The following is a 26,551-nucleotide window of genomic DNA, read 5'->3' on the forward strand; positions in this document are numbered from 1 at the left end:
CTGCAAGCACAGCGATAACAAAGCGACGGATTTAAATCAAATCAGGTGAAAATCGGACCAATCAACCTGCTTTCCACCTGATTTATTGCGCTCTCCGCTGAACGCTAGGCTTCAAACCCCAGCATTTCTTCTGCATGTTTGCGGGTTGTCTGGGTAATATCTACTCCACCCAACATCCGCGCAATTTCATCGATGCGACTCGACTTCTCCAGTACGGAAATCTGACTGACCACCGTATCGCTGCGCACTGTTTTTGCTACCTGCCAGTGATTCTGTCCTAATGCCGCCACTTGAGGTAAATGTGTAATACACAGCACCTGCCGCTCATCACCCAGTTTTCTCAACATTTGTCCGACAATTTCCGCCACACCACCGCCAATCCCCACATCCACTTCATCAAAAATTAAAGTCGGTACTTTGGAAATTTTGCTGGTAATGACTTGTATTGCCAGACTGATACGGGAAAGCTCGCCCCCTGAAGCCACTTTTGCCAATGGTTTGGGTGTGACACCCCCATGAGAGGAGACCAAAAACTCGATCTGCTCTAGTCCATAAGCACTGCCTTCAGGCAGCTCTGGCAAACCTACTTCAAACTGACCACCTGCCATTGCAAGGCTTTGCATTGAAGCGCTGACTTTTTGCGACAACGTTTTAGCAGCGGTTTGTCTGCCAGCACTTAATTTTTTCGCCTTTGCCAGATATTCCGTCTGCGCTTCTGTCTCTTTCTGCTGCAAATTACCACTTTCGCCTGCACCCCCTAACGCATCCAGGCGACTTTGCCATTGATTGAGCAACTCGGGTAACTGATCTGGTGTTGTTCGATACTTGCGTGCGATGGAATGCACTTCATCCAACCGTTGTTCTGCTGTGCGCAATCTTTCCGGATCCAGATCCAGGCGCTGCAAATAATGCCTTAAACTGTATACTGCTTCTTGCAACTGGATTTCAGCAGGCTCAAGCACATCTAAAGTTTCTTTCAAACTGGCATCAAATTCCTGCAAGTGCTTTAAACGCGAAGCTAAAGCACTAATCTGGGGCAAGCAGGCAGATTCGCCTTCGGAAAGCAATTCCAGCCCGAACTGAGCACCTTCCATTAAACTTGCTGAATTGGATAAGCGAGCATGCTCTGCCAACAACTCTTCCCATTCTACAAGAGAAAAACTCAGGCCTTTGACTTCACGTACTTGCCATTCAAGCTGTTCTCGTTCCTGAGCATGCGCTTCTGTGTCTTTTTCCCACTCCAGACGACTTTTACGCAGTTCCTGCCAGCGCCGATAGGCTTCTGTCACTTCTCCACACAAACCGCGCAACCCAGCGTAACCGTCGAGCAATTCCCGCTGAGCATTTTGCCTGAGCAAAGACTGGTGTGCATGCTGACCGTGAATATCTACCAGCCACTCCCCAGCATCTCTCAATTGCTGCTGCGTAGCTTGCCGGCCATTAATAAAACCCCGCGAACGACCATTCGCATCGATTATTCTGCGCATCAGACACACATCCGGGTCGCCTGCCAGATCATTTTCTTCCAGCCAGCGCTTCAACTCAGGTAATGCTTGTATATCAAACTCTGCAATCAGTTCCGCGCGTTCGCAGCCGGCACGAACAACCCCGCTATCGCCGCGCTCACCCAGCACAAGAGCAAGAGCATCGATCAATATGGACTTCCCTGCTCCTGTTTCACCGGTTAATACGGTAAAACCGGCAGTAAATTCCAGATCCAGCTTATCTACAATGACGAAATCACGAACACTTAAGTTGAGCAACATTTTAGAGTTTCTCGCCCCAATGCAATTTTTGCCTCAACATGTCGTAATAACTGTGACCAACAGGGTGCAGCAGCCGGACAGCATTTTCAGCACGTCGCACAATCACCTTATCGCCCACGATCAGGTCAAAATGTCGCTGCCCGTCAAAATGAGCGCGTGCGTCGCTTGCATAGGTAATAGTGATCTCAACTACAGAGTGGCTATTTACTGCAATCGGTCGCGCAGATAGCGTGTGCGGGCAAACAGGGACAAGGGCAATCGCTTCAAGGGTTGGGTGCAACAGGGGGCCGCCAGCAGAAAGTGCATAGGCGGTTGAGCCTGTTGGCGTGGCCACTACCAGACCGTCTGCACGTTGGCTGTTTACAAACTCGTTATCGATGGATACTTCTATCTCAATCAGGCGACCGGTATTGCCTTTACCAACAACCACATCGTTAAAAGCACAGGCGGAGAAAACTTTTTCACCCTCGCGCCATATTTCAGCATTCAGCAGAATCCGGTCTTCAGCGCTATATTCCCCGTTCAACATTTCTGCAACGGTATCAAACATGGTATCGATGGAAACGTCGGTAAGAAATCCCAGCCTGCCCTGATTCACACCAATGAGCGGCACTTTAAATCCGACCAGTGTGCGGGCAATGTTCAGCATCGTGCCATCCCCTCCCATAACAACGGCCACATCCGCCACACCACCAATATCGGAAAGGTTTGCCATGAGAAAGTTTGACGTGCCGATAAGTTCAGCGGTCTGCCTGGCCACTAGCACAGCATACTCGCGTTCAACCAGAAATTGCGCGAGCCGCAACAACGGTTCGCTGATTTCAGGGCTATTATATTTACCGATTAACGCTATTGTTTTAAATGGTTGGGTCATAGGTTTTGAATTATAACGCTAGCGATCCGATTTGACACGTTATGGATTTAAGCAATTTTGTGTAAAATGGACTCATGCTAAATTCTCGCGCACAACTTTTACTCAAAACGCTGGTTGAACGCTACATAAATGAAGGCCAGCCTATTGGCTCGCGCACGCTTTCCAAATTTTCAGGTCTGGACTTGAGTCCAGCCAGTATCCGCAATGTGATGGCTGACCTGGAAGAATCTGGGCTCATTATCAGTCCACATACTTCTTCCGGGCGCATTCCTACCTCCCGGGGCTATCGTTTTTTTGTTGATACACTACTCACGATAAAACCGCTAGGCGCAGGGGAAATTCATCAGCTTGAGAATAAGCTGCATCCAGACGATCCGCAAAGATTAGCCGCCTCTGCCTCTCAACTTCTTTCCCAACTTACCCAGTTTGCCGGTGTCGTCATGACACCCAAACGGCGCAGCGCCGCTTTTCGCCAGCTGGAATTTTTGACGCTCTCTGAGAAACGCATCCTTCTGATCATTGTAACGGCAGAAGGGGAAGTGCAAAACCGCATTATTTGCACAGATAAATCCTATAGCTCATCAGAACTCACCCAGGCTGCCAATTTTTTCAACCAGAATTATTCAGGACTGACGTTCACAGAAGTACGCGCAAAAATTCAAACAGAACTGAAGCAATTGCACCATAACATGACCCATTTGATGAACGCAGCGCTTGAAGCCGGCAGTGAGGCGCTCAGTGAAACCCAGGATAACTGTGTTATTTCTGGTGAACGCAATTTGCTGAACGTGCACGATCTTTCTTCCGACATGGCCAGCGTCAGAAAGCTATTTGATGTATTTGAGCAAAAAACCGCATTACTGCAACTACTTGATCGCAGCCAGCAGGCTAATGGGGTGCAGATATTTATTGGCGGTGAATCCGGGTTAACACCATTGGATGAATGCAGCGTCGTCACGGCTCCATACGAAGTGGATGGCAAAATTGTTGGAACTGTTGGCGTTGTCGGACCTACACGTATGGCCTATGAGCGTGTTATTCCGATTGTGGACATTACGGCAAAGCTCCTGACCAGCGCCCTTTCATTCCAATAATCCAATTTTTATGTTTGTTTAGCACTACATAACTCACATTCCAAAAGGCTTGCTTACAACAACTATCCAAATGAGCTATCTAAAAGAACCCCCTTTTCAACATGGCAGCCTGCCTAAAATTGGCATTTTATTGGTTAATCTTGGTACACCAGAGGCTGCAACAGCCTCTGCCCTACGGCCTTATCTGAAGGAATTTCTGTCTGACCCACGAGTCATTGAAATACCTAAAGCCATATGGTGGTTTATTTTAAACGGCATTATTCTGAACACACGCCCCAAAAAATCGGCTGAAAAATATGCCCAGATATGGACCAAAGAAGGTTCCCCTCTTAAAGTAAACACTGAAAAGCAGGCAAAGTTGCTCAAAGGTTACCTGGGCGATCAACTAAAAACACCTTTCGTATTGGAATACGCGATGCGTTACGGCAACCCGTCCATTGACAGCGTACTCAGCAAACTGAGAGAGCAAAATTGCGACAGAATTCTGGTGCTGCCGCTCTACCCGCAATACGCCGCCAGCGCGACAGCAACGGCTTTTGACAAAGTTTTCCAGTCGCTGGCTAAAATGCGTAATGTACCAGCAATCCGCACAATCAAGCATTATCATGATCGCCCGGATTACATACAGGCACTAGCCCAGAGCATCAATGAATACTGGATGCAAAACGGCCGCCCGGATAAGCTGGTGATGAGTTTTCATGGCGTTCCCCGCTTTTCTTTAGACAAGGGCGACCCTTACCACTGCGAATGCCAGAAAACAGGCCGACTGCTGGCAGAAGCGCTGGGGCTTAAAGAAAATCAATATCATGTATGCTTTCAATCCCGCTTTGGGCGCACTGAATGGCTAAAGCCCTACACAACCAATACGTTGGAAGAACTGGGCAAGGCAGGCACCAAACGCGTAGACACAGTCTGCCCTGGTTTTACCAGTGACTGCCTGGAAACCCTGGAAGAAATCGCCATGGAAGGCAAAACCACTTTCCTTAACGCGGGCGGCAAAGAATTTCACTACATACCTTGCCTTAATAGCCGCGATGACTGGATAAAAGCCATGCGCGACATCGTGATGGAAAATTTACAAGGATGGATTTCACCCGTTCCGGATGAGGCTGCACTACAAGCAAGCAAGACTCGTGCAATCGCATTGGGTGCCAAAACATAAATGGTTTCTGATACTGAATCACTCTTGCATCAGCACATAATGCATTTGCATTAACCCCCTAGAGTGAAGATGCTAGAAGCCCCAGAAGCCAGTTGATAGAAAATAAAATTACGCTTAAGCTGATTTTGTTAGCCCGGGCGGTCAATTCAATCGAGGTGCTGAAATGGCGCAGGAAAATAGCAAGCTGGACAAATTAGTGCTTGAGGCACGCCGAAATGCAGAGAAAAGAACTACTGGATATCGAGAGCAAGCGCTAAAGCTGTACCCTTGGGTTTGTGGTCGCTGCGCCCGTACTTTTACCCGAGAAAACCTCCAGTTGCTGGAGGTACACCACAAGAACAGCAACCATGACGACAATCCGGCTGATGGCAGCAATTGGGAACTCCTCTGCACTTATTGCCATGAAAATGAACACTCCCGGATTAAAGATTCAACTGGTCGTTCTGATGATGGAAATTCTGAAAACCTGGCCACCTTCAATCCGTTTGCAGGACTAAAGGATTTGTTGAAGAACAAAAAATAACCATCTGAGTGAAAAGTACGAGGGACCTCCTCGTAACACTTACCTTACTCAAAATCCGAAATTGCAATATGGTGATATGGTCTCTACATATCAATAGGTCGGTGTGTGCACGCAGCATGCATTCAGGTTGATTGCTGCGGAGGTCTACTGATCGGCCTGAGCTGACTCTCAGACATCTCCATTAATACCTGAGTGATTCAGCCCGATTACCATGAAGATTGGGAGTCTGCTCGCTACTTGAGCTTCATATTGTGAGCAAGCGCATTTCTCGCAGCAGCATTGGCTTTGGCCTCTTTGACAAGCTGTCTTAGCGCTTGTGGATCCACGTCAAGATCGCCTGCCGGATAGAGGTTAGGCAAGAGAGACCCGAGAGCATGCATAGGGAAACCGACTCGAACCTTGCCTCGCGGGGTATCGGAGACAAGGAACCCTTCGAGGACGAGCACGTTAAGCACGTCTCTCGCTGTCCTTTCTGGGAGGCCGGTGAGACGGCCTGCCTCCATGCGCTCAAATTCTCCAGTACTGAAGGCATGGATGAAGAGGTGTGCAGACTCAGGTTTGAGGTCGAACCGCACTTTCTGGAAAAATTGCTTGGCTCTGAATCTAAAGTTGTCGAGTGCGAACATCCTGGCCATGAATTTGGCCTGATCGATGGCAGTTTGCATGGCGTACTCACAAAATTCTGCCAAGCGCTTTTCGGACAAGTTTCCACGCCCATCAAGATCGCCCATTCGAGGTTGGTCGGCTCCGGCTAGTTTCGCCTTGTATTCTTCCGCGGTCTTCGCGAACCCTCGGGACATCGACCATAGGCATGCGCCATTTACTCCACACTCTCGGAGCATTGCGTCGATGGTGATCCGCGCCACCCGACCGTTCCCATCAAGAAAGGGGTGAATCCACACAACTCGATGATGGGCTGCGAAAACCGAAAGAATGCCGTTTAGCTTGCTTATTCCGCCTTTTTTTGACCATTCCAGGCGGAGGCCGTAGACCTCTGTGAAGCGCTCTAGGAAGCGATTAAGTGTGTCTGCTCTTGGCGCTACATGTATGCCTACGTGGACATCCCTCTCGCGGAACTTTCCGGGCTCCATGTAGCTCCCGTCCTTGAGCGTCAGCATTTCCTTCGGCAAATGCTCGCAAAAGCGCCGGTGAACTTCGAGGATAAAGGGAAGTAGAAAACTTTTGTCGAGCGACTGCAACTTTGCCCATCGATCAGCCTCGATGTGAGCAAATGCAAGACTCTGCAAGTCCGTTTGCTCTATCTGCTCCTTTACCTCGAACAGCGCCTTCTCAATATCAATTGGTAAGGTGTGATGGCCCTCGATCAAGTTCGAGTAGTAACAGTTCATCCCCGAGACAAGCTCGGAGAGGCTTTTCGCGGTCGCTGGAACAAGTGCAGCGTCTAAGCAGGCAGACGCTTCTGATAGCTCGTGAGCAAGCCCGATCAGCGAGTCATAGATAGGCCGAGAGCTATCGATGACTAGCGGTTCCATCTGAGTAGGATTGTCGTATAACTCAATCATTGTTTCCTCTGAATTTGCCGATGACTGTGCCGATTATAATTCATAAACAATTAAATAGTTAGCGTTAGATCACACGATATCTCTGCCGATATCTGTGCCGATCGTTCTACTGAGGTTCCAGCCGAACTTTTCTAGCGTAGTTAAACCGACTTTTTAGAAGACCATGTCTCTCGGTCACAGGCATTGTGCGACGAGCAAGCGTATGTGGGTGGCTTCATCTAGGGTTCTAGTGCAGAATTTTGAGCTATCTCCGGTTCGTTAGACAGATTCGAAGGTCTGCTCAAGCCGAAAATGAGACTGTCAGCGCACATATCCAGAACTTCCGTTTAAGGACGGTGAAGGCTGCACACCTCACAAAACCAGCGTTCAAGCCACAAAAAAAATGGGGGGGAAATTTTTTAAGCATCCGCCCCTCACCATTGAGGAACGGAGTTCATTTTTCAGCTACTCAGTGGGCCACTGGCTCCATCAGTCGATTGGTGAAAGCCATCGCCATCGCAGATAACACAAAAGCCATATGAATAATTACTTGCCACATCATGGTCTGTTGACTCAAGTTGGGCGCTTCAATAAAAGTTTTCAGCAAATGGATGGAGGAAATACCAATCAGCGCCATGGATAGCTTGACCTTCATGGTACCTGCATTGACGTGCTCCAGCCATTCAGGCTGGTCGGGATGTTCATCCAGATGCATACGTGACACGAAGGTTTCGTATCCACCAACAATGACCATCAGCAACAAATTGGCAATCATGACCACATCTATCAGGCCCAGTACAACCAACATGATTTCGGTTTCGGTTACTGTCTTGGTGTGTTGCACCAAGTGCATCAGTTCTACGCCAAAATGATAGACATAAACGGCTTGCGCAACAATGAGCCCAAGATAGAGTGGGGCCTGGAGCCAGCGACTGGCAAAGACCATATTGGCCATTATTTTAAGTATTTTGTTTTGGTGTTTCGTTTCCATTCATTTCCCTTACTATGTTTACTTTATTGATGACTATTTTACGTGTTTCCGACTAACGGGCCAAATGACACTTATCGATTACAGACTATTGCTTACGACTTTTTGTAATTAAATCATAGGCAACTTGCACTTCCTGCGCTTGCTCGGTGGCGACTGCAATCATGTCTTCAGGCACACCCTGCCCCATTAATTTATCCGGGTGATATTGACTCATCAGCTTTCGATAAGCCCGTTTAACTTCCTGATCGCTACTTTCTTTACTTACCCCTAACGCTTTATACGCATCATCCAGATTAGTGGCAGAAGTTGTCTGCCCTCCAGCGAAATGCGCTTGGTTTAATACCATATCCAGCATATGTTTGAATGCTTGCTGGTCATACCCCAGATGACGGGCAATATCGACCAGCAAGCGCTCTTCAGCGAAATCAATACTGCCGTCAGACACTGCCATCACAATGAGGTAAACCAGCAACATTTGTTTCAGGCTGTGGGTATGGCCGCAAACGGCCATGAATTGCCTTATGTTTGGCTCATAATCAAAATCCGGGGCGGCACCTTGCTTAAAAAGCATGATCACTCGCTGCCTGTGTTCAGCAGACATGCCCAGTTTTTGAATAAACTGTTCGACATGGGCTATTTCATCTTTAGAAATATGGCCATCTACTTTGGCCAGTTTGCCCATTAAAATGAAAACCGTTTCAAGAAATACAGTTTGGCGATGATGGCTGCTAAGTGGGTTAACACCGCCAACACCGTAAGCGATAACGCGCCCAACAATACTGCCTATAAAATAACCAGCAAATGCACCAAAAATTCCAAAAAAGTAATACCCTAACAGGGCTCCAATGAGTTTAAACAATGTCACTCCTGAAATTGCTTTTAAAAAAATCCGTTACCACGATCAATTACTGCCTTCAATTAACGTTTCCTGCACTCTTTTGAACAAGGCTGATTGCATTTCTGCCGGCACTCTGAAAATAGCTGCCTTCCAATGGGGAAACAAAAGGCTTTCCTCGCGGTACTCATGCTTTGCCAGCGTACCAGACATTATTGCAAAAAATGCGGCAACTTCCTTTGCATCCGGCAATCCGTCTTCAAAATAAGACTCAATGACGGCTGCCTGCCCCAGTATTTCATCATGTTCGCGCAACATGGTGGAGGTAGGATCACCACCAAAAGGATCTCGTGGCGCAGCAAAAGAGAGGGTCAATATATTATTTTCCACATCCATATGCTTCTTTAAACCCACGATGAATTCTTTGATGAGCGGCGCAGCCTCTGCCACTTCGCCAGCATTGATATGATGCAGGGAACGGGCAAACAAATCATCCAGTCGCTTATGATCGCGCGTTAACAGATCAATGACATCTGTTGCCGGAGCGTCTTCCCGGTGTCGGATGACGACGCGCCACAGATCAACAGCTTCCTGTTGAATCTCCCAACTGAGATTGTCACGCAGATGCAGGTTGATGGTATTCATCAGCATGGTGGGCTCTTGCTTTGTCAGCATTGTGACTATCTCGCCGCGCACCAGATCTTTTAACTCATGGTAAGCTGCCGATTGAAGCTGACTGGAAGCTTCGCCGGTCAGGTCCAGCATTTTTTCTGATACTGCCATTTCAATTCCTGTCTTAAAATCCGATTCATTAGCACCGACTGATATACTATCAGCCTATCCACTTTATTGGAAATCAACGGCTATTTTGTCCTATTACAGCCCCTTCCATTCAGATAATGACATATCTGCCACAGAAAAAATTTTTTCCAAAACACTTGAAATAAGAAATTACGCCTAAATATGCCTGTGATGGAATATTAGGAGGCTTTACATGCAAGAAGATAAACAGAACGAAACAACCCCTGAAAACAATCAACAAGCTGCTGAAGAAGGTGTAGATACCCTGCCTAGCATGGAGGAAATGCTGAAGCAGTCTGAGCTTTTAGCTCAGGAGCACCATGATGCCTGGCTTCGCGCCAAAGCGGATGCAGACAATATCCGTAAGCGTGCGCAAGTAGATATCGGCAATGCTCACAAGTATGCAGTTGAAAATTTTTCTTCTGAACTACTGACAGTGAAAGACAGTCTGGAAGCGGCACTCAATGTTGAGAACACGACGCTGGAAAATCTGAAAAGTGGTGTTGAGCTCACTTTGAAGCAACTGGTTTCGGTATTTGAAAAATTCAATATTGCCGAAGTAAGCCCCATGGGGGAAAAATTTGATCCACATCAACACCAGGCCATGAGCATGGTGGAAGCCGACGCCGCACCCAATACGGTGATTGGCGTCATGCAGAAAGGGTACAAATTGAATGACCGAATTCTGCGCCCTGCGCTGGTTATGGTAGCAAAAGCAAAACAAGAGGGTTGAAATTATTAATCCAGCCCTCACCTTGAATTCAACAGTAAAAAAGTCATTAACATTTAATTAAGGAAAAATCATGGGAAAAATTATCGGCATTGACCTGGGAACAACAAATTCCTGCGTTTCTGTAATGGAAAATGGTGTAGCGAAGGTTATCGAAAATTCTGAAGGCGCTCGCACTACCCCTTCTATCGTTGCCTACACAGAAGAAGGCGAAATTCTGGCTGGCGCATCAGCCAAACGCCAGGCAGTAACCAACCCTAAAAACACTCTGTACGCGGTAAAACGTCTGATCGGCCGTCGTTTTGACGAAAAAGAAGTACAGAAAGACATTAACCTGATGCCGTATTCCATCGTAAAAGCAGAAAATGGCGATGCATGGGTGGAAGTGCGCGGCAAAAAAATGGCGCCGCCACAAGTTTCTGCTGAAGTTTTACGCAAGATGAAGAAAACTGCCGAAGACTATCTGGGCGAAGAAGTGACTGAAGCGGTTATTACCGTTCCTGCTTACTTCAATGATTCCCAGCGTCAGGCGACTAAAGATGCTGGCCGTATTGCCGGTCTGGAAGTAAAACGTATTATCAACGAACCAACGGCAGCTGCCATTGCGTTTGGTCTGGACAAGAAAGAAGGCGACCGCAAAATCGCCGTCTACGATCTGGGTGGTGGTACTTTTGATATTTCCATCATTGACATCGCTGAAATTGAAGGCGAGCATCAATTTGAAGTACTTTCTACCAACGGTGATACATTCCTTGGTGGTGAAGACTTTGACCAGCGCATCATCGATTACCTGGCTGATGAGTTCAAGAAAGAAAATGGTATCGATTTACGCAACGACATCCTGGCGCTGCAACGTCTGAAAGAAGCTGCGGAAAAGGCCAAGATTGAACTTTCCAGCTCACAGCAAACTGAAGTGAACCTGCCATACATTACGGCAGATGCCAGTGGACCTAAGCACTTGGCGGTAAAAATCAACCGCACCAAGTTTGAAACATTGGTTGAAGAACTGGTTAATCGGACGATTGCGCCATGCAAACAAGCTATTAAAGATGCCGGCATCAAGCTTTCAGACATTTCAGACGTGATTTTGGTTGGCGGTCAGACCCGTATGCCAAAAGTGCAGGAAGTGGTTAAAGAACTGTTTGGCAAAGAGCCGCGCAGAGACGTTAACCCGGATGAAGCTGTAGCAGTGGGTGCATCCATTCAGGGTGGTGTGCTTCAAGGTGAAGTGAAAGACGTTCTGTTGCTAGACGTTACCCCGCTTTCTCTGGGTATTGAAACCATGGGTGGTGTGATGACCAAACTCATCCAGAAAAACACCACGATTCCTACCAAGGCATCTCAAGTGTTTTCTACAGCGGATGACAACCAGAATGCTGTGACCATTCACGTTCTGCAAGGTGAGCGGGAAGTAGCTTCCGGCAACAAGAGTCTGGGCCAGTTCAATCTTTCTGACATCCCGCCAGCACCACGCGGCATGCCTCAGATCGAAGTGACTTTTGATATTGACGCCAACGGTATTCTGCACGTTTCCGCTAAAGACAAGGCAACCGGTAAAGAGAACAAGATCAAAATCCAGGCAAGTTCTGGTTTGTCTGAGGAAGAAATCAAGCGTATGGAGCAAGATGCCGCTACCCACGCTGAAGAAGACCGCAAGACATTGGAACTGGTCAATGCTCGCAACCAGTGCGACGCGATGGTTCACTCCGTGAAAAAATCACTGGTTGAATTCGGTGACAAGATTGGTGCAGATGAAAAAGCCAAGATTGAATCTGCGTTGAAAGATGCAGAAGAAGCACTGAAGAGCGATAACAAAGACGAAATCGAAGCAAAAACCAAAGCATTGACTGAAGCTTCTCATAAACTGGCTGAGCAGATGTATGCCAAAGAAGGAGATGCCGGTGCTGGCGCTTCTGCACAAGGCGGCGAACATAAGGCTGACGATGATGTAGTGGATGCCGAGTTCGAAGAAGTTAAAGAAAACAAGTAAGGACGACTGTTGAAGCACAGAGCTAATGAGGGTTCGATCTTTCGATCCCTCACCTCTGTGCTTTAATGCTTTTTGCTTTCCTTAAACCTGCGAGATATAGCTTTCGTTTGGGTAAATAGACTGCACACAACCAGATGACTCATTTGCCTTGTGTGTCTTTGTGGTGAAACTAAATTATGTCAAAACGCGACTACTACGAAGTGCTCGGCGTCAACCGGGACGCTAGCGACGATGAAATCAAGAAGGCCTACCGTAAACTGGCCATGAAACACCACCCGGATCGCAACCCGGACAATCCTAATGCTGAAGAGCATTTTAAAGAAGCAAAAGAAGCTTACGAAATTCTGTCTGACGCAAGTAAGCGCCAGGCTTATGACCAGTATGGTCATGCCGGAGTAGACCAGAACGCCAAGGGCGGAGCTGGTTTCGGTGGTTTTGCCGATGCTTTTGGCGACATTTTCGGTGACATCTTTGGCGGCGGTGGCGGCGGTGGTCGACGCTCCAATGTCTACCGTGGCGCAGACCTCCGCTACAATCTGGAAATCAGTCTGGAAGATGCGGCACGCGGTGCAGAAACCCAGATTCGCATTCCCACCATGGATGAGTGCGAAACTTGTAGCGGCACCGGTGCAAAACCAGGTACAGAACCTGTCACTTGCACAACCTGTGGGGGTCATGGTCAGGTGCGCATGCAACAGGGCTTTTTCTCTATTCAGCAAACTTGTCCAAAATGTCATGGCAGTGGCAAAAGCATTCCCAATCCGTGTCCAAAATGCCATGGCGCTGGACGCATCAAAGGCCATAAAACACTTTCTGTGCGTATTCCGGCTGGAGTGGATGAAGGCGATCGCATTCGTTTAAGTGGCGAAGGCGAGCATGGCGTTAATGGCGGCCCGGCAGGTGATCTTTATGTGATGGTTCAGCTCAAGCCCCATCAGGTGTTTCAAAGGGACCATAACGACCTTCACTGCGAAATGCCTATCGGCTTTACTATCGCAGCTTTAGGCGGTGAAATCGATATCCCTACCCTGGACGGATCTGCAAAAATCAAAATTCCAGCCGAAACTCAGACGGGAAAAATCTTCCGTTTACGTGGCAAAGGGATCAAAGGTGTGCGGAGCACAACCCATGGTGACTTGATGTGTCATGTGGTGGTAGAGACCCCTGTCAGCCTGACAGAACGTCAGAAAGAATTGCTGAGGGAACTGGAAACCCTGAATGCACAAGACGGGGACAAACATAATCCTCGTGCCAAATCCTGGATGGATAAAGTGAAGGAATTCTTTGCCCAGTAATTGTTTTCAGCATATTTCTGTGAATTGATCTCACTGCAACAAAAAACCAGAGTAAAACCTGTACAGGTTTCGCTCTGGTTTTTTCACTTTAAGTCCATTACGATTTGCCCCCATTACGCTCCTGTAGCAGTCAGCACATCATTTTTCAGTTAAACTACATATTAAGAAAACTCAACAATACGTACTGGAAGGATAAAAATGAATCTTGAAAAAGTGTTTTTCGCATTTTTCATTGTTTTGGCACTCACCTTGAATTTTGGTTTTTTCATCGGAGACATCGCCAACCCGGTTCATCATAGTGAATATGAATTATTTGCTGCCATAGTGGTGAGCCTGATCGCTACGGTTTTAAAATTTGGTGATCGCACGCACCTCGGTGCTGTTTTACTGGCAACCAGCCTGGTAGCTGACTTGCAGTTAATTACCGCGGCCATCGTCTGGACCATCGTTGAACACGGGACCCAAACAGGCATGACTCCGCATATCATGGCAATCATTGTTTCTCTTTCTGGTGGTGCATTACTGGCCAATATTACTTCTGTCGTCCTTTTTGTCGCCGAAACATTAGCATTTCGCCGGTAACTCTGGCCCGGAGGAAAGCGTTTGCATAATATTGGCTATATTTTACTGCGGCGGATTCATACACCTCTGATTGCGCTGATTTGCGTTTACGCTGTTTCCATCCTGGGGTTCGTATTGATACCCGGTGTCGACAATGCCGGTAAACCATGGCACATGAGTTTCTTTCATGCGTTCTACTTCGTGAGCTTCATGGGCACCACCATCGGTTTTGGCGAGATACCCTACCCATTCACGGATGCCCAAAGAATGTGGGCTACAGTCGGTATTTACGCTACCGTAATTACCTGGCTTTACAGTATTGGTTCAGCACTCTCTGCGCTACAAGACCCATCGTTCCGCTCAATTCTCCAGCAAAATACCTTCCGACGTGCAGTGAATCGCATTACAGATCCTTTCTTTCTAGTGTGTGGTTATGGAGATACAGGCAGCATGCTAGTGCGTGCACTTTCTGAATCAGGGTATCGTTCGATCGTAATCGACAAGTCACAGGATCGCATCACCGCTCTGGAACTGGAAGACTTAAGATCTCCCGTCCCAGGGTTATGCGCTGATGCTGCAGAACCCGACAATCTGATTCTGGCCGGATTAACCCATGCCAACTGCCGGGGTGTGATTGCCTTAACGGATGATGATGACGTCAACCTGAAAGTAGCCATTACCAGTAAGCTACTTAATACCCGCATCCCGACTATCGCTCGTGCAGAATCACGGGAAATTGAAGCCAACATGGCTTCATTCGGCACTGATGAAATCATCAATCCATTCGATACTTTTGCCGGCCGCCTCTCGTTAGCCATTCATGCACCAGGTATGTTTTTGCTCTATGAATGGATGACTGCGGTACCTCACGAACCTTTGAGAGAGCCGATCTTTCCGCCACATGGTAGCTGGATTTTGTGTGGATACGGCCGCTTTGGCAAGGCAGTACACAAGCATTTGTTGTCCGAAAACATCCCCCTGACTTTTATTGAAGCCACCCCAAAATTGACTGAATCGCCGACGGGAACGATCACCGGAAGCGGAACTGAAGCCAGCACTTTGCTGGAGGCAGATATCATGAACGCGGTAGGGATTGTCGCCGGCACAGATAATGATGCAAACAACCTTTCCATCATCATGACGGCTATCATGCTTAATCCCAATCTGTTCATAGTTGCCCGTCAGAATACCCATCGTAATGACAGCATCTTCGCAGCTGCAAAACTGGATCTGACTATGCAGCGTGGAAGTGTGATTGCAAATAAGATCTTTGCTCTCATCACAACGCCCCTCTTATCCGAGTTTTTGCAACTTGCCAGATTGAATACAAATGAATGGGCCAATCAGCTAGTCAGTCGTATCGGTGGTATTTCCGGTAATGAAGTGCCTCAAACCTGGGCACTATATATTACCCAGCAAGACTCACCCGCCCTGTTCAAGGGGATTTTAGAAGCATCACAAGTTTGCATTAGCGATCTTTATCGTGACCCGCGCAATCGCAATGAACGCCTGGCTTGTATTGTACTATTGGTGCAGCGCGGCGACACCGAGTACCTATTACCAGACGAAGATTTCAATCTGCAACAGGAAGACCGCATCCTGCTATGCGGACGATTTGGCGCCAGCACGCAAATGGAATGGATAGCCAAAAATCACAATGTATTTAATTACCTGATCACAGGAACGGAAAGAGCAAGCGGTGCTTTCTGGCAATGGCTGGAGAGAAAAACGCCTGCAAAATCTCGTTAATGAATGACGTAGTCTCAGCTTAAATTAAACAGTCATGCAGTTAATTATCCCAGACATCATCGATTTCTGGCTTGGCAAAATAATAGCCCTGAGCCCAATCTACGCCAATTTCGCAAAGAATTCTGGCTGTTTCAGCATCTTCAACACATTCTGCAATAGTAATCACATTAAAATTCCGGGCAGTTGACACAATACTTTCAACCAGTTGGCGAACCCGTTTATCCTGGATAATTCGCCCAACCATCCACCCCTCTATTTTCAGAAAATCAACCGGAAGTTCGGCCAGATACAAGAATGATGAGTTTCCGCTGCCAAAATCATCTAGCGCGAGCCGGATACCAAAGTCGGTCAGCGGCTTCAGGTTTTTCTTCAGAGTCAGAATATCCCCGCTCTGGCGCTCGGTAATCTCGATTACCAGCGGTTTTGCATTACCCTTCTGATCACAATTATCTCCACAAAACCCTTTGGCGTGCTCCAGCAACGTATCAACCTGCTCCACATTAGCTAAAAATTGATGGGACAAATTAATAAAATGTGCCAGCCCAAGTCCCTCTCCACCAACTTTCATTGCACGTGCGCAACGATTCATTGCGCTGACAGAAACCATTTTATCTATTGAAGCAACCAGATGCAGGGATTCGGACGCTTGAATGAAACTGGCAGCTGGCACAAGCGAATTATCTGCATTACGAATGCGAGCCAACGCCTCATCGGCAACAATTTTGCCAGTGCATAAGTTGACGATAGGCTGAAAAACCGGAATCACACGACCATCGTGCAATGCCCCTTGCACTTGCGATCCTTCCCAAATAACACTATTTTTATTTGAATTTGCCGATCCGGAACAAAGCACTTTATCCCGCCCACTGTGCTTCGCTTCATAAAGTAGTGCATCAGCTTGTGCCAGCAATGAATCAATATTCTCATGTTTCTGGTTGTACATGGACAACCCCATACTGATAGTCAGCGGAATTTCACCCAGTGGCATCTTAAGCGGGTTGGCTTTAACCAGTTTACGTACGCGCTCAGCGGCATTATGTGCGCCACGACCATCCATGCCGTGAAAACACAATAAAAACTCCTCCCCTCCCCATCTCGCAATCCAGTCGCCACCACGCAAACAGGTAGCCATCAGATCTGCAACATGCTTCAAAGCCTGATCGCCCACATGGTGACCATGCTGATCATTCACCAATTTAAAACGATCAATATCCACAATTGCAATTGCGAATTCACTGTCTGTTCGTCGTGCGCGATTCCAGTCAGTTTCGAGCCTGTTTTCTGCGGCTCGTCGGTTAGGCAAGCCCGTCAACCGGTCTTCCAGCGCAATTCGCGCAATGGCCTGCTCTGCTGCCTTACGCTCGGTAATATCATGTTGAATCGCAACAAAATGGGTGATATCGCCGCTATCATTCGCTACCGGCACAATGGACAAGTCAATCCAGAAACGCAGCCCTTCCTTGGTGTAATTCAGCATTTCCACGTGCGCTTTCCTGCCAGCAGCCAATGTTTCCCTAAGCACAATACGCGTTGCCTGGCTTGTATCTTTACCTTGGAGAAATCGTGGGTTTTTTCCTATTGCCTCTTCTGCAGAATACCCCGTTAATTGTGAAAACGCTGGATTTACATAGACAACTTCCTGATGATCATTACAGATCAATACTGCCTGATCAGAAACCTCAACCGCAGCTGATAATAATCGGCGCTGCTGAATTTCCCCCTCTATCTCGGATAAATTAGCGGCAAAACAGCGCAATACCTTACCCTCTGCATTCTCGTCAGGATAGGAGATAACCAGCATGGGGACTTTCTGGCCGTTTGCATGTTTAAAATGAATATTCGAGCGGCCATTTGGCTCTTTTTCTGAAATCGAACCAAGCAGGCGTTGATAAGATTTAGCATCGAGAAACTTCTTTATCTCGCTGCCTTCTGTCTGCTCACACACATAGCCCAGAAAATTCAGAAAGTTATTGTCTGCCTCTAACAATACATTATCTGAAAGCCGAACCACAAAGCGCCCAATTTGCGCGGCATCCATAAAATCCCGCTCATGACGCATCGCCAGTTTATGCTCATGATCAGACACCGCAGCAGTCAGTTCGCTCAAGCTAGCACTTACAAGCAAACCCATCAGTTCAGAAGAAAGCTCAAAGACCCTTTCCAATCCTTGGCTGACGTGAATTTTATCGCCGTCAGCTGCCGCTTTCACACAACTATTGGCTGCATTGAGAAACTGAGTATGAAGTTTACCCAGGCGCGCCCATTCAGCTGTCAATTCAGGATGATTCAACTCTTTAATTCGAGCACTGCCCTCCCCTTCATACCATTTCCAGTAGTCAGCGGAAAGCAAACCTGTTTTTTTTGCTGCAGCACCATCTAAAGCAGCATCTGACACACGCTTGATCAATGCCAAGTGACGTTGCAATTCAATAAGTAAAGGTGGAAAAATAGTCTTGAAGCTGCTTATGATTTATCTCCCCAGAAACTGCAGACAACTGAATACCTGAAATTTTGCAATAACCCAACTAAGTAAAACTGACAATTTTTATATTCCGACTCTTTTATTTGGTGGCTTTTAGAATGATTATACTGATTCACCAGTAATTTGCGATGCCAGATATTCATAAAAAAGGCCGCTCATGCGGCCTTGATTCTATTCTGAAACTTCACTCACGACGCCATATGGTTCCCTGCGACGCATCTTCCAGCACAACCCCTGCATCCTGCAGCTCTTTGCGAATTCGATCGCTTTCCGCAAAGTTTTTTGCTTTTCGTGCTGCAGCTCGGTCTGCAATCAGCTGCTCAATTTTTTCAGGCGTGTAGGCAGATTCGCTCAATCCCGCTTTGAAGAACTCTTCGGGATCACGTTGCAATATTCCGAGAACATTCGCCAATTGTTTGAGCAGACCGGCCTCTTCAGATGACTTTGATTTATTTACCTCGTTAGCGAGATCAAACAACACGGCAACCGCTTCTGGTGTATTAAAGTCATCATCCATTGCTTCCTTGAAGCGGGCAGCATAGGCCCCTTCCCAATCAATTTCAGTCGGGTTGATACTGATACCGCGCAACGCAGTATAAAAACGGGTCAAGGCGTGTTTTGCATCATCCAGATGATGATCAGAGTAATTCAGCGGGCTACGATAATGTGCGCGCAAGATGAAATAGCGGACCACTTCCGGATCGTACTTTTCGAATACTTCGCGAATAGTGAAAAAATTTCCCAATGACTTGGACATCTTCTCGTTGTCAACACGCACAAAACCGTTATGCATCCAATAATTAACGAATGCTTGGTCATGAGCACCTTCACTCTGCGCAATTTCATTTTCGTGGTGAGGAAACTGTAAATCCTGCCCGCCGCCATGAATATCAAAATGAGCACCCAAATAATGCTCGCTCATGACAGAACACTCAATGTGCCAGCCAGGGCGACCTTTTCCCCAGGGAGAATCCCAAGCGGGTTCACCAGGTTTAGCCCCTTTCCACAAAACAAAATCCAGTGGATCTCGCTTATGGGTATCTACCTCTACCCGTTCACCAGCGCGCAGGTCATCCAGCGATTTACCAGAAAGCTTGCCATAACCGGAAAAATTATGGACAGCGTAGTACACATCCCCATTATCCGCTGGATATGCAAGCCCCTTGCCAACCAGGGTTTCAATCATGGCCACCATTCCAGGCACAAACTGTGTAGCACGTGGCTCAAAAGACGGTTTTTGCACGCCCAGTTTTGCCGCATCCTCATCCATTGCGGCAATAAAACGTCCCGTTAGCTGATCAATGGGCTCATTGTTTTCTGCAGCGCGCTTAATGATTTTATCGTCAATATCCGTAATATTGCGCACATAGCTCACTTCCAGACCTGATACCTTAAGCCAGCGTTGTACCAAATCGAACACCACCATCACCCGGGCATGCCCCAGATGACAATAATCATAAACCGTCATGCCGCATACATACATATTGGCCTTGCCCGGTTTAATCGGTTTAAATTCCTGCTTTTCGCGTATCAGTGTGTTGTATATTTTTAACATTTTAACTTTCAGAATACATAGGTTTATTGTCGTTCAGATTGAGCCAGCCTTTGACAATACGATAAATACACCAAACCACATTGACCATTAAAATAATCCAGCCAATGCCAAAAAATAATGTCATGCCCCCAATTACCGCCCATAGCAAACCGTACCAGAATGTACGTACCTGCCAAAGAAAATGGCTTTCCAGCCAGGTCCCGGCCGCTTCATCCCGCTTGATATATACCATGACCACTGCAACAATAGCCGACACGCCAAATACCCAAGTCAGCGCTAACAACGCATAAATCACCGTCGACAGGGACTTCAATGACTGGAGCTTAGTGTTGTCGAGCTGGTTGTCGTCCATTAGCCTTGTTCCTTAGCCCACGAATCCTTGAGCGTCACAGTCCGGTTAAACACAAGATGTTCACCTGGTTTATGATCTCGCCGATCAGCGCAGAAATAGCCCAACCGCTCGAACTGATACAACATTTCCGGTTGCGCATCACGGGCAGAGGGTTCCACCCAGCCTTGCACCACAGTAAGCGAATCAGGATTCAGGAACGCCAGAAAATCCTGTTCTTTATCACTATCCGGCTTAGGTACCGTAAAAAGTCGGTCATAAAGTCTTATTTCCACAGGTAACGCATCTTCAACCGACACCCAGTGAATCACGCCCTTCACTTTACGTCCTTGCGGGTTTTTACCCAGAGTTTCAGGATCAATAGAGCAACGAAGCTCTGTTACATTACCTGCAGCATCTTTAATCACTTCATCACAGCACATCACATAACTGTAGCGCAAACGCACTTCACCACCGGGCTTTAAACGATGAAAGCCATCAGGAGGCAATTCCATAAAATCATCCGACTCAATCCAGATTTCTTTGGCAAAAGGCACTACCCGCTTACCTAATTCAGGGCGCTGAGGATGGAATTCGCCTTCACGGGATTGTGACTCGCCTTCAACAAAGTTGGTAATAGTTACTTTCAGTGGCTTGACCACAGCCATCACACGTGGTGCCTTGGCTTCTACGTCTTCACGAATACAACCCTCAAGCACCGACATATCCACCACATTATCGCTTTTTGAAATCCCGATGCGACGCGTAAACTCCCTGATTCCTTCTGGCGTATAACCGCGGCGGCGCATACCGACAATCGTTGGCATACGAGGATCGTCCCAGCCTGAAACCAGCCCTTGCGTCACCAATTGATTCAATTTACGTTTGCTGGTTATGGCGTATTGCAGTTCCAGCCGTGAAAACTCAATTTGTTGCGGATGGCAAGGTACCGATATTTGATCCAGCACCCAGTCATATAGCGGCCGATGGTCTTCAAACTCCAGCGTACAAAGTGAATGGGTGATATTTTCCAGTGCATCAGAAATACAATGGGTGTAATCATACATCGGGTAAATACACCATTTATCTCCAGTCCGAATATGATGTGCACGGCGAATCCGGTAAATTGCCGGGTCACGCATATTGATATTAGGAGAAGCCATATCAATTTTAGCCCGCAATACCTTGGAACCGTCCGGATATTCCCCTGCCCGCATTTTCTGAAACAGCTCAGTATTCTCTTCAACAGAGCGATTGCGGAAAGGACTGTCCTTGCCAGGCTGAGTCAAGGTACCCCGATATTCACGCATCTCATCGGGTGTCAGATCACACACATACGCTTTGCCCTGTTTGATCAGTTCAACACCAAAAGCGTAAAGTTGTTCAAAGTAGTCAGAGGCCCAGCGCACTTCCCCGTCCCACTGAAATCCGAGCCAGCGCACATCATCCTGAATAGAAAGGGCATACTCCTCACTTTCTTTTTCCGGATTGGTATCATCAAAGCGTAAATTACACTTACCTTGATAATCCAGCGCCAAACCAAAATTCAGACAAATCGATTTAGCATGACCTACATGCAGATATCCATTAGGCTCTGGCGGAAAACGCGTCACAACAGACTTGTGTTTACCGCCTTTTAAATCAGCTTCGATGATATTACGGATAAAATGGGGAACGGGATCACGTTCGTTACTGCTCATATTTCAGCTCGTTTTTCTATGTTAATTAATGCAAAAGCGCGATTTTACCCGAAATTTACTCCCTGCATCGACATCAGAATTACAATCCTATTTTGCAATCACCTTGCTTCTTGTTAGAATTCGGGTAATACAACAACTTTTCAAAGCATATCATAATGATCAAGATACGCATTACTGCACTGCACCCGCTTCTCAAAACAGCCATTCTCTGCCTTCCGCTATTTTGCATGTCTGCGGTTCATGCTGACGAACTAACAGATGCTCAACAACTGGCACGGCAGGGGAAAAGTGCTGAAGCAATTGAACTACTGAATAAATATCTGGCAGCACACCCAAAGGATGCTCAGGCCCGTTTTCAGAAAGGCATTATTTTAACCGAGCAGAATAATGCCAGCGAAGCGATCAAAATATTCAACGACCTGACCCAGGACTATCCAAATCTTCCTGAGCCTTATAACAATCTGGCCGTTTTGTATTATTCCCAAGGCCAATACGATAAAGCGAAATCTGCGCTGGAAGCTGCTATTCGTACCCATCCTACCTATGCAACCGCCCACGAAAATCTGGGCGATATTTATGCCAAGATGGCGAGTCAGGCCTATGACAAAGCTTTGCAGCTGGACAAATCCAACACCACAGCCCAAATCAAACTGTCTTTGGTAAGAGAGCTATTTAACCCTGGTTCAAAAGGGTCACAATCACTGCCTAGAGCGACTGTCAGCAAACAGCCCGCAACCACCATTGCTCTAAACACCGCAAAACCAATCGCAGCTCCTCCAGCAAATACAATGGGAACGCCTGCGAAGCTTGATGATTTGAAAAACACAGGGCAAAAAACCCCAATTAGAACCGAGACTGTGACCAGTCCGGCCAAAACTGCAGCTGTCGCCCTCCCTCCCGTTGCAGAAACAAAGCCAGCTCCAAAACCCATTGTTGAGCAGCCTGCAAAACATGCCGCTTCCGAACAACACGACGAAGTGCTCTCCACACTGAACGAATGGGCAAAAGCCTGGTCAGATAGAAATGCAAAGGCATATTTATCTTACTATGCCAAAGATTTCAAAACACCAAGAGGCGAAAAACGTGCCGATTGGGAAAATGGCCGGAAGGAACGGGTCACCAGCCCCAAATCAATCCAGGTTGCAATTGTGTCACCCAAAATCAGAATTTCCGATGCAAGCCATGCTTCAGCAACATTCAGACAGATATACCGCTCGGATAGCCTGAAAAGCTCAACCATGAAAACATTGGATTTTGTTAAATCAGGTGGAAAATGGGTTATTCTTGAAGAAAAAATCGGCCGGTAAAGCATGATAAAACGTTTCAAAAAAACCATTCAGTATGGCGTACTGGCGGCACTGACCTTTGCCACTCCTTCCGCCATTCCGATGGGCGGCCCTGTACCGAGACACTTCCAGCCCATCAATAATGTGCCGCAAGCACCCTTATCATTAGAGTCCATGCTGGTTCAAAGCCTGCTCGACATCCAGCGCAACCAGCTGGGTGCTGCGCTGAGCAATATTGAAGCATTACTTAAAATCAACCCCAACTTTCGTCTGGCCCAACTCATCAAGGGCGATTTACTCATGGCCCGGGCACAACCCATTAGTAATATCGGAAGCGCCACGGATGCCCCTCAGCAAAGCATCACAGATTTTCGTGATGAAGCCAGAGCACGCCTCCAGCGTTACGTGCAGCAGCCACCGACACATTTAGTACCTAGCAATCTGTTGCAGCTCCAGACAAAACAAAAATACGCGATAGTAGTAGACATCAGTAAATCTCGACTCTACCTGTTTGGAAATACTGACGGAAAATTACAATACGATTCTGACTACTACATCACTGTTGGTAAAAACGGCGGTGACAAAACCAAAGAAGGCGATTTACGCACACCAACTGGTGTCTACTTTGTAACGGCCAACCTGCCTAAAGGAAAGCTTACCGATTTCTATGGTACAGGTGCATTTCCGATCAGCTACCCCAACGAATGGGACAAGAAAATGGGACGAAATGGCCACGGCATCTGGCTACATGGTACTCCTGGCGATACTTATAGCCGCCCCCCCCGTGCCAGCAGTGGCTGTGTCGTCCTGACCAACCAGGATCTGGATTCCCTTGCTAAAAAGATCCAGGTCGGATTAACACCAGTAGTGATCACAGAAAAAATTGAGTGGGTAGACCAGAATCGATCCAATGCACAGCGCATTGCACTTAACCAGCAAATTGATAATTGGCGTCACGATTGGGAAAGTCGCGACACAAACCGCTATATCCAGAATTATTCAAAAAACTTCCATGCCGACGGCCAGAAGCTACCCGAGTGGGAAGATCAGAAACGACAGGTAAATGCCAGTAAATCATGGATTAAAGTTAATTTGTCCAACGTTAGCATCTTCCGTTATCCTGAAATTGACAACATGGCCGTAGTGACTTTTGATCAGGATTATCAGAGCAATAACTTGAGTAATCAGATGCGGAAACGACAGTACTGGAAACTTGAAAACAACCAGTGGAAAATCGTTTACGAAGGGGCCGTGAGCTAAAAAACATGATCATGGAGAACCAAATGAAATTCCTGCTTATCCTTATTAGCATGGCTATCTGCTTTAATGCTCAGGCCGGTTACCCACAGGTAGAATTAAAGACCAGTCGTGGTGACATACTACTCGAACTTTATCCGGACAAAGCCCCAAAAACCGTTGAAAACTTCATCAATTATGTAAAAAGCGGTTTTTACAAAGGCACCGTATTTCATCGGGTCGTTGATCGCTTTGTAATTCAAGGGGGGGGCTTCACACCCGATTTGCATGCTAAACCCACATTAGCATCTATTCCCAATGAAGCAACCAATGGTCTGAAAAACGAACCCGGCACCTTGGCCATGGCGCGCACTAATGATCCCGATTCAGCCACATCCCAGTTCTTCATCAATGTAGAACGCAACCTGTTCCTGAACCACTACAAAAAAGAACCCAATTATTATGGCTATGCTGTGTTCGGGAAAGTCATTAAAGGGATGGACATTGTTCAAAACATTTCCTCGTCCCCGACATCAGCTTCCGGTCAATTCGCTTCTGACGTTCCGGTTCAGCCCATTGTGATCGAAGACGTCACATTGGTGACCGAAAAAATAGCGGAGCAACCCGTAAAAAAGCAAACTATCAGTAACTCAAAAAAGAAAAGGAAAGCACATGGTTAAGATTCACACCAATATGGGTAGCATCACTCTGGAACTAAACGCAGAAAAAGCCCCTGTTACAGTTGAAAACTTTTTACAGTACGTCAATGACGGCTTTTTTAATGGCACTATTTTTCATCGAGTGATTAATGGATTCATGGTTCAAGGTGGCGGATTTGATGCCGACATGACCCAAAAAGCCACCCGCGCTCAAATCAAAAATGAAGCTGACAACGGCCTGAAAAATGACAAATACACCGTTGCCATGGCTCGCACACCAGACCCGCATTCTGCCAGCTCACAGTTTTTTATCAACGGTGCAGACAATGGCTTTCTAAACTATACCGCAGCCAATTCTCAAGGCTGGGGCTATTGTGTGTTTGGCAAAGTGACTGAAGGTATGGAGGTTGTGGACCAGATTCTGAAAGTCAAAACTGGTAACAAAGCCGGACATCAGGACGTTCCGGTAGAAAGCGTGATTATCGAAAGCGCCGAAGTCTGCTAATTTCAATTTATCGCCGGGAAAATTTATTTTCTCGGCGATAAAACCGAAACACACTATCCTAACCCTTCTGCTTTCCGTCTCTGGTCTCTTCTGAATTCCTGATGCCACATACCTTATTCATTTCAGACACACATCTCTGCATCTCCCGGCAGCACACGAACACTTTATTTTTTGATTTTTTAAGAAACACAGCCACCAAAGCGGAATCGCTATATGTACTGGGTGATTTGTTCGAATACTGGCCTGGCGATGATGATATTGATGAGCCATTACATACAGAAGTAGCTTCAGCATTTTCCCAACTTAAAGACAGAGGTGTTGCACTTTTCCTTATGCATGGCAACAGGGACTTTCTGGTTGGTGAAAAATTCTGTAAAGCTGCGGGCATGACACTGCTAAAGGATCCCTATTTATTCGATTTACACGGCACTTCCACCCTGCTCATGCACGGCGACACTTTGTGTACTGACGACATTGCTTATATTGCTTTCCGCGACCAGGTCAGGAATCCAGCCTGGCAAGCAGCCTTCCTTGCCAAACCGCTTGCTGAACGCAAAATGATTATTGAAGGTTTACGCGAGTCCAGCAAACAAGCTCAAACACAAAAATCAACAGAAATCATGGATGTCACCAACGAAGCGGTTCAAAATACCTTACGGATTTACAACTATCCCCGCTTAATCCATGGCCACACACACCGCCCTGCAAAACATGCTGAAACGGTTGATGGGAAAATCTGTGAGCGCTGGGTTTTACCCGACTGGTATGAACATGGCGGATATTTGCGCTGCGATAGTAGCGGTTGCGAAATGATTCATATCTGATTTAACGCTGCCTACAACACTGATAACGTAACTCACGTAAATACCTGTCTCAAGCTATTCACATAATGCTTAACCAACATAACTCCAGCGAACTGTCGTAAAA

The 26,551-nt window shown here is 47.0% G+C and carries 23 protein-coding genes; 13 read left to right on the forward strand and 10 right to left on the reverse strand.

Features of this window, described 5'->3' with window-relative positions; genetic code table 11:
* Positions 1-104: 104 nt before the first annotated feature.
* Positions 105-1,766 carry a DNA repair protein RecN gene (recN, locus tag EDC63_RS04030; RefSeq protein WP_124947274.1) on the reverse strand — a complete coding sequence of 554 codons (1,662 nt, stop codon included), beginning with the start codon at positions 1,764-1,766 and terminating at the stop codon, positions 105-107.
* 1 nt (position 1,767) lies between these two features.
* Positions 1,768-2,640 (reverse strand): NAD kinase, encoded by an 873-nt coding sequence (locus tag EDC63_RS04035; protein WP_124947273.1) that lies wholly within the window; start codon positions 2,638-2,640, stop codon positions 1,768-1,770.
* A 74-nt stretch (positions 2,641-2,714) separates the two neighbouring features.
* Here EDC63_RS04035 and hrcA point away from each other — a divergent pair, with 74 nt between their 5' ends.
* From hrcA to EDC63_RS04050, 3 genes are all read left to right on the forward strand, one after another.
* Complete coding sequence (hrcA, locus tag EDC63_RS04040; RefSeq protein ID WP_124947272.1) at positions 2,715-3,734, forward strand: heat-inducible transcriptional repressor HrcA; 1,020 nt, start codon at positions 2,715-2,717, stop codon at positions 3,732-3,734.
* A gap of 70 nt (positions 3,735-3,804) precedes the next feature.
* Positions 3,805-4,896 carry a ferrochelatase gene (hemH, locus tag EDC63_RS04045; protein ID WP_124947271.1) on the forward strand — a complete coding sequence of 364 codons (1,092 nt, stop codon included), beginning with the start codon at positions 3,805-3,807 and terminating at the stop codon, positions 4,894-4,896.
* 163 nt (positions 4,897-5,059) lie between these two features.
* A complete protein-coding gene (locus EDC63_RS04050; protein WP_124947270.1) occupies positions 5,060-5,419 on the forward strand; it encodes a YajD family HNH nuclease in 360 nt (119 codons plus the stop codon).
* A gap of 233 nt (positions 5,420-5,652) precedes the next feature.
* On the opposite strand, the gene EDC63_RS04055 is transcribed toward EDC63_RS04050, so the two are convergent.
* The 4 genes from EDC63_RS04055 to EDC63_RS04070 all read right to left on the reverse strand — a co-directional run bounded on the left by EDC63_RS04055 (position 5,653) and on the right by EDC63_RS04070 (position 9,530).
* A complete protein-coding gene (locus EDC63_RS04055) occupies positions 5,653-6,942 on the reverse strand; it encodes a Fic family protein (RefSeq protein WP_124947269.1) in 1,290 nt (429 codons plus the stop codon).
* 448 nt (positions 6,943-7,390) lie between these two features.
* Positions 7,391-7,912, reverse strand: a complete 522-nt coding sequence (locus EDC63_RS04060; protein ID WP_124947268.1) for a TIGR00645 family protein — start codon at positions 7,910-7,912, stop codon at positions 7,391-7,393.
* Between the two features lie 85 nt (positions 7,913-7,997).
* On the reverse strand, positions 7,998-8,777 hold the full coding sequence (gene djlA / locus EDC63_RS04065; protein ID WP_223248372.1) for a co-chaperone DjlA: 780 nt from the start codon (positions 8,775-8,777) through the stop codon (positions 7,998-8,000).
* 36 nt (positions 8,778-8,813) lie between these two features.
* Positions 8,814-9,530, reverse strand: coding sequence for a hemerythrin domain-containing protein (locus EDC63_RS04070; RefSeq protein ID WP_124947266.1), 717 nt, complete (start codon positions 9,528-9,530; stop codon positions 8,814-8,816).
* A 211-nt stretch (positions 9,531-9,741) separates the two neighbouring features.
* On the opposite strand from EDC63_RS04070, the gene grpE reads away from it, so the two are divergent.
* The 5 genes from grpE (at position 9,742) to EDC63_RS04095 (ending at position 15,873) form a co-directional block, all read left to right on the forward strand.
* Positions 9,742-10,281: a nucleotide exchange factor GrpE gene (gene grpE / locus EDC63_RS04075; RefSeq protein ID WP_124947265.1), complete on the forward strand. Its 540-nt coding sequence runs from the start codon at positions 9,742-9,744 to the stop codon at positions 10,279-10,281.
* Between the two features lie 70 nt (positions 10,282-10,351).
* Positions 10,352-12,268: a molecular chaperone DnaK gene (dnaK, locus tag EDC63_RS04080; RefSeq protein ID WP_124947264.1), complete on the forward strand. Its 1,917-nt coding sequence runs from the start codon at positions 10,352-10,354 to the stop codon at positions 12,266-12,268.
* 176 nt (positions 12,269-12,444) lie between these two features.
* Positions 12,445-13,563, forward strand: coding sequence for a molecular chaperone DnaJ (gene dnaJ / locus EDC63_RS04085; protein WP_124947263.1), 1,119 nt, complete (start codon positions 12,445-12,447; stop codon positions 13,561-13,563).
* Between the two features lie 198 nt (positions 13,564-13,761).
* Entirely contained in the window at positions 13,762-14,145 is a 384-nt protein-coding gene (locus EDC63_RS04090) for a DUF6394 family protein (RefSeq protein ID WP_124947262.1), read from the forward strand.
* Between the two features lie 21 nt (positions 14,146-14,166).
* The gene (locus EDC63_RS04095; RefSeq protein WP_124947261.1) at positions 14,167-15,873 is read left to right on the forward strand and encodes a potassium channel family protein; all 1,707 of its coding nucleotides are present in this window, start codon (positions 14,167-14,169) and stop codon (positions 15,871-15,873) included.
* A gap of 40 nt (positions 15,874-15,913) precedes the next feature.
* On the opposite strand, the gene EDC63_RS04100 is transcribed toward EDC63_RS04095, so the two are convergent.
* The 4 genes from EDC63_RS04100 to EDC63_RS04115 form a co-directional block, all read right to left on the reverse strand.
* A complete protein-coding gene (locus EDC63_RS04100) occupies positions 15,914-18,298 on the reverse strand; it encodes a putative bifunctional diguanylate cyclase/phosphodiesterase (RefSeq protein WP_124947260.1) in 2,385 nt (794 codons plus the stop codon).
* A gap of 241 nt (positions 18,299-18,539) precedes the next feature.
* Positions 18,540-19,910, reverse strand: a complete 1,371-nt coding sequence (cysS, locus tag EDC63_RS04105; protein ID WP_124947259.1) for a cysteine--tRNA ligase — start codon at positions 19,908-19,910, stop codon at positions 18,540-18,542.
* 1 nt (position 19,911) lies between these two features.
* Positions 19,912-20,262 carry a DUF4870 family protein gene (locus EDC63_RS04110; RefSeq protein WP_124947258.1) on the reverse strand — a complete coding sequence of 117 codons (351 nt, stop codon included), beginning with the start codon at positions 20,260-20,262 and terminating at the stop codon, positions 19,912-19,914.
* The gene (locus EDC63_RS04115) at positions 20,262-21,938 is read right to left on the reverse strand and encodes a glutamine--tRNA ligase/YqeY domain fusion protein (protein ID WP_124947257.1); all 1,677 of its coding nucleotides are present in this window, start codon (positions 21,936-21,938) and stop codon (positions 20,262-20,264) included. Before EDC63_RS04115 ends, EDC63_RS04110 begins: the two co-directional genes overlap by 1 nt.
* 155 nt (positions 21,939-22,093) lie before the next feature.
* Here EDC63_RS04115 and EDC63_RS04120 point away from each other — a divergent pair, with 155 nt between their 5' ends.
* The 5 genes from EDC63_RS04120 (at position 22,094) to EDC63_RS04140 (ending at position 26,448) form a co-directional block, all read left to right on the forward strand.
* The gene (locus tag EDC63_RS04120) at positions 22,094-23,245 is read left to right on the forward strand and encodes a nuclear transport factor 2 family protein (protein ID WP_124947256.1); all 1,152 of its coding nucleotides are present in this window, start codon (positions 22,094-22,096) and stop codon (positions 23,243-23,245) included.
* Between the two features lie 3 nt (positions 23,246-23,248).
* Positions 23,249-24,484 carry a L,D-transpeptidase Cds6 family protein gene (locus tag EDC63_RS04125; protein ID WP_223248371.1) on the forward strand — a complete coding sequence of 412 codons (1,236 nt, stop codon included), beginning with the start codon at positions 23,249-23,251 and terminating at the stop codon, positions 24,482-24,484.
* A 23-nt stretch (positions 24,485-24,507) separates the two neighbouring features.
* Positions 24,508-25,140 (forward strand): peptidylprolyl isomerase, encoded by a 633-nt coding sequence (locus EDC63_RS04130; RefSeq protein ID WP_124947255.1) that lies wholly within the window; start codon positions 24,508-24,510, stop codon positions 25,138-25,140.
* Entirely contained in the window at positions 25,133-25,624 is a 492-nt protein-coding gene (locus tag EDC63_RS04135) for a peptidylprolyl isomerase (protein ID WP_124947254.1), read from the forward strand. The genes EDC63_RS04130 and EDC63_RS04135 overlap by 8 nt, the downstream gene beginning before the upstream one ends.
* 101 nt (positions 25,625-25,725) lie before the next feature.
* Positions 25,726-26,448 carry a UDP-2,3-diacylglucosamine diphosphatase gene (locus EDC63_RS04140; protein ID WP_124947253.1) on the forward strand — a complete coding sequence of 241 codons (723 nt, stop codon included), beginning with the start codon at positions 25,726-25,728 and terminating at the stop codon, positions 26,446-26,448.
* Positions 26,449-26,551: the final 103 nt, after the last annotated feature.

It is taken from the genome of Sulfurirhabdus autotrophica (genome assembly GCF_004346685.1).
Lineage (GTDB): Bacteria > Pseudomonadota > Gammaproteobacteria > Burkholderiales > SMCO01 > Sulfurirhabdus > Sulfurirhabdus autotrophica.